Here is a 5,428-nt window from a genome sequence, read left to right as displayed (position 1 = left end):
AAGTTGTGTTCGGCGGTGACCTACTCTCCCACACCCTCGCGAGTGCAGTACCATCGGCGCTGGCAGGCTTAGCTTCCGGGTTCGGAATGGGACCGGGCGTTTCCCTGCCGCTATGGCCGCCGTAACTCTGTGAAACAAGGGCCCACAAAGTGTGTGGGTGTGTTGTTTCAGATACTGCACAGTGGACGCGTTCAAACTTTGTTGTTGGTTTTGTGTGTAAGTCCTCGGCCGATTAGTACCGGTCACCTCCACGCATTGCTGCGCTTCCAGTTCCGGCCTATCAACCCCATGGTCTGTGGGGGGCCTTAACCACGCAAGGTGGTGAGAAACCTCATCTTGGAACAGGCTTCCCGCTTAGATGCTTTCAGCGGTTATCCCTTCCGAACGTAGCTAACCAGCGATGCTCCTGGTGGAACAACTGGCACACCAGAGGTTCGTCCGTCCCGGTCCTCTCGTACTAGGGACAGCCTTCCGCAAGTTTCTTACGCGCGCGGCGGATAGAGACCGAACTGTCTCACGACGTTCTAAACCCAGCTCGCGTGCCGCTTTAATGGGCGAACAGCCCAACCCTTGGGACCTACTCCAGCCCCAGGATGCGACGAGCCGACATCGAGGTGCCAAACCATCCCGTCGATATGGACTCTTGGGGAAGATCAGCCTGTTATCCCCGGGGTACCTTTTATCCGTTGAGCGACACCGCTTCCACTTGCCGGTGCCGGATCACTAGTCCCGACTTTCGTCCCTGCTCGACATGTACGTCTCACAGTCAAGCTCCCTTGTGCACTTGCACTCAACACCTGATTGCCATCCAGGCTGAGGGAACCTTTGGGCGCCTCCGTTACTCTTTGGGAGGCAACCGCCCCAGTTAAACTACCCACCAGGCACTGTCCCTAACCCAGATCATGGGCCGAGGTTAGACGGTCAATACGATCAGAGTGGTATTTCAACAACGACTCCACACACACTGGCGTGCATGTTTCACAGTCTCCCACCTATCCTACACAAACCGAATCGAACGCCAATACCAAGCTATAGTAAAGGTCCCGGGGTCTTTTCGTCCTGCCGCGCGTAACGAGCATCTTTACTCGTAATGCAATTTCGCCGAGTCTGTGGTCGAGACAGCAGAGAAGTCGTTACGCCATTCGTGCAGGTCGGAACTTACCCGACAAGGAATTTCGCTACCTTAGGATGGTTATAGTTACCACCGCCGTTTACTGGGGCTTAAATTCTCAGCTTCGCCTTACGGCTAACCGGTCCTCTTAACCTTCCAGCACCGGGCAGGCGTCAGTCCGTATACATCGACTTACGTCTTCGCACGGACCTGTGTTTTTAGTAAACAGTCGCTTCTCTCTGGTCTCTGCGACCACCCCCAGCTCACCATGTACATGGGTCACCGGACGTGGTCCCCCTTCTCCCTAAGTTACGGGGGCATTTTGCCGAGTTCCTTAACCACAGTTCTCTCGATCGCCTTGGTATTCTCTACCTGACCACCTGTGTTGGTTTGGGGTACGGGCCGTGTATGAACTCACTAGAGGCTTTTCTCGGCAGCATAGGATCACTGAATTCCCCACAACGGGTATGCATCAAGTCTCAGCCCTTGTGATCGGCGGATTTGCCTACCGATCGGCCTACACTCTTACACCAGTACAACCACTGACTGGCCCAGCTACCTTCCTGCGTCACCCCATCGCTTGGCTACTACCAGATCAGGTCCCGCGCATCCACTCCACGTCATCCCGAAGGATGCTCTAGAAGCTTCAGGGCGGTTAGTATCACTGATTCACCATGGGCGCGCATACACGGGTACGGGAATATCAACCCGTTGTCCATCGACTACGCCTGTCGGCCTCGCCTTAGGTCCCGACTCACCCTGGGCAGATTAGCTTGACCCAGGAACCCTTGGTCATCCGGCGGACGAGTTTCTCACTCGTCATTCGCTACTCATGCCTGCATTCTCACTCGTGTGGCCTCCACACCTGGATCACTCCGGCGCTTCCATGGCCACACGACGCTCCCCTACCCACCCACACACCTGCCCGGAGGAGGTTCATGTGTGAGTGCCGCGGCTTCGGCGGTGTACTTGAGCCCCGCTACATTGTCGGCGCAGGACCACTTGACCAGTGAGCTATTACGCACTCTTTCAAGGGTGGCTGCTTCTAAGCCAACCTCCTGGCTGTCTCAGCGATCCCACATCCTTTTCCACTTAGTACACGCTTAGGGGCCTTAGCCGGCGATCTGGGCTGTTTCCCTCTCGACTACGAAGCTTATCCCCCGCAGTCTCACTGCCGCACTCTCACACCTCGGCATTCGGAGTTTGGCTGACGTCAGTAACCTTGTGGGGCCCATCGGCCATCCAGTAGCTCTACCTCCGAGGTGAAACATGCGACGCTGCACCTAAATGCATTTCGGGGAGAACCAGCTATCACGGAGTTTGATTGGCCTTTCACCCCTACCCACAACTCATCCCCTCAGTTTTCAACCTAAGTGGGTTCGCGCCTCCACGACGTCTTACCGTCGCTTCACACTGGCCATGGGTAGATCACTCCGCTTCGGGTCTAGAGCATGCCACTCAAAACGCCCTATTCGGACTCGCTTTCGCTACGGCTTCCCCACACGGGTTAACCTCGCGACATGCCACTAACTCGCAGGCTCATTCTTCAAAAGGCACGCCATCAGCCCGAAAGCCTCTGACGGTTTGTAAGCACACGGTTTCAGGTACTATTTCACTCCCCTCCCGGGGTACTTTTCACCATTCCCTCACGGTACTAATCCGCTATCGGTCACCAAGGAGTATTCAGGCTTACCGGGTGGTCCCGGCAGATTCACAGCAGATTTCACGGGCCCGCTGCTACTTGGGTACACAAACCACTGGGCCACAAGGCTTTCAGGTACGGGACTCTCACCCTCTACGGCCGACCCTTCCAAGTCGTTCCCCTAACCCATGGTCACTCAGCGCCCGGTCCGGCAGAACCAAAGAAATTCGCGCCCCACAACACCACACACGCAACCCCTGCCGGGTATCACACGCATGCGGTTTAGCCTCCTCCGCGTTCGCTCGCCGCTACTGACGGAATCACTATTGTTTTCTCTTCCTGCGGGTACTGAGATGTTTCACTTCCCCGCGTTCCCTCCACACACCCTATGAATTCAGATGCGGGTAACACGCCATCACGCGTGCTGGGTTTCCCCATTCGGACACCCTCGGATCACAGCTCGTTTGGCAACTCCCCGAGGCTTATCGCAGCCTACTACGTCCTTCATCGGCTCTTGGTGCCAAGGCATCCACCGTGTGCTCTTACACACTTACATTCACAAAACAATTTAAAGATGCTCGCGTCCACTGTGCAGTTCTCAAACAACACACACCAACCCCACCCACACCCAGAACAAACAATCCGGGCATATCAGGAATCAGTGCCATCAGAAACAACCAAACCCCAACAGGGGCTTGACGGTGTTGTTTCAGACACCCAACAGTGTGTTTCATCCGAACCCCACTCCCCCGCGAGCCAGCCCTGAGCCAGCCCTCGAGATCAAGACGAGGTCCTACGCGATAGTGTTCCACCCAATGAGCCACCCGGCGCACCACACTCGGGCACGAACCGGGCGCAAACTCTGACCACACCAAAAGCGTGGTGAGTGCTCCTTAGAAAGGAGGTGATCCAGCCGCACCTTCCGGTACGGCTACCTTGTTACGACTTCGTCCCAATCGCCGATCCCACCTTCGACGGCTCCCTCCACAAGGGTTGGGCCACCGGCTTCGGGTGTTACCGACTTTCATGACGTGACGGGCGGTGTGTACAAGGCCCGGGAACGTATTCACCGCAGCATTGCTGATCTGCGATTACTAGCGACTCCGACTTCATGGGGTCGAGTTGCAGACCCCAATCCGAACTGAGACCAGCTTTAAGGGATTCGCTCCACCTCACGGTATCGCAGCCCTCTGTACTAGCCATTGTAGCATGTGTGAAGCCCTAGACATAAGGGGCATGATGATTTGACGTCATCCCCACCTTCCTCCGAGTTGACCCCGGCAGTCTCTCACGAGTCCCCACCATAACGTGCTGGCAACATGAGACAGGGGTTGCGCTCGTTGCGGGACTTAACCCAACATCTCACGACACGAGCTGACGACAACCATGCACCACCTGTATACAAGCCACAAGGGAAACGACATCTCTGCCGTCGTCCTGTATATGTCAAGCCTAGGTAAGGTTCTTCGCGTTGCATCGAATTAATCCACATGCTCCGCCGCTTGTGCGGGCCCCCGTCAATTCCTTTGAGTTTTAGCCTTGCGGCCGTACTCCCCAGGCGGGGCGCTTAATGCGTTAGCTGCGGCACGGAAGTCGTGGAAGACCCCCACACCTAGCGCCCACCGTTTACGGCATGGACTACCAGGGTATCTAATCCTGTTCGCTACCCATGCTTTCGCTCCTCAGCGTCAGTTACTACCCAGAGACCCGCCTTCGCCACCGGTGTTCCTCCTGATATCTGCGCATTTCACCGCTACACCAGGAATTCCAGTCTCCCCTGTAGTACTCAAGTCTGCCCGTATCGCCTGCACGCCCCCAGTTAAGCTGGAGGATTTCACAGACGACGCGACAAACCGCCTACGAGCTCTTTACGCCCAGTAATTCCGGACAACGCTCGCACCCTACGTATTACCGCGGCTGCTGGCACGTAGTTGGCCGGTGCTTCTTCTGCAGGTACCGTCACTTGCGCTTCGTCCCTACTGAAAGGGGTTTACAATCCGAAGACCGTCATCCCCCACGCGGCGTCGCTGCATCAGGCTTCCGCCCATTGTGCAATATTCCCCACTGCTGCCTCCCGTAGGAGTCTGGGCCGTGTCTCAGTCCCAGTGTGGCCGATCACCCTCTCAGGCCGGCTACCCGTCGTCGCCTTGGTAGGCCATTACCCCACCAACAAGCTGATAGGCCGCGGGCTCATCCTGCACCGAAAAACTTTCCAACCCCCACCATGCGGCAGGAGCTCATATCCGGTATTAGACCCAGTTTCCCAGGCTTATCCCGAAGTGCAGGGCAGATTACCCACGTGTTACTCACCCGTTCGCCACTCGTGTACCCCCGAAGGGGCCTTACCGTTCGACTTGCATGTGTTAAGCACGCCGCCAGCGTTCGTCCTGAGCCAGGATCAAACTCTCCATAAAAGCTTCTCAGCACTATACGAAAAGCAAATCCAAGCAAACAGAAACAAAACCAAAACTGGCTGTTTCCAAAAAACGCGACCCCCTCACGACAGGGATGTGAAAAAGGGCCGCAACCAAACAAAAAATTTGGCACTATCACAAACAAAACACACTGTTGAGTTCTCAAACAACACCCACACACCATCCGAACACCAACACAAAAGCCAGTGAACATCCGGGGTGAAACCATCTCGCCGCCCCAGCTCGGGGCAACTTCTCCAG

Annotated in this window: 3 rRNA genes; all 3 read right to left on the bottom strand. The window is 56.1% G+C overall.

Annotation, left to right across the window (positions count from 1 at the left end):
• Positions 1 to 7 precede the first annotated feature (7 nt).
• The 3 genes from rrf to G6016_RS05300 all read right to left on the bottom strand — a co-directional run bounded on the left by rrf (position 8) and on the right by G6016_RS05300 (position 5,167).
• A 5S ribosomal RNA gene (gene rrf / locus G6016_RS05310) occupies positions 8 to 124 on the bottom strand.
• An 88-nt stretch (positions 125 to 212) separates the two neighbouring features.
• Positions 213 to 3,309, bottom strand: a 23S ribosomal RNA gene (locus G6016_RS05305).
• Positions 3,310 to 3,650: 341 nt separating this feature from the next.
• Positions 3,651 to 5,167 (bottom strand): 16S ribosomal RNA (locus G6016_RS05300).
• Together the 16S, 23S and 5S rRNA genes form the textbook arrangement of a ribosomal RNA operon.
• Positions 5,168 to 5,428 lie beyond the last annotated feature (261 nt).

This window comes from Dietzia aerolata, assembly GCF_014144865.1.
In the GTDB taxonomy this organism is placed as follows: Bacteria; Actinomycetota; Actinomycetes; order Mycobacteriales; family Mycobacteriaceae; genus Dietzia; species Dietzia aerolata.
The sequence above is the reverse complement of the archived record's forward strand: the minus strand, read 5'-3'. Positions and strand labels throughout refer to the sequence as shown.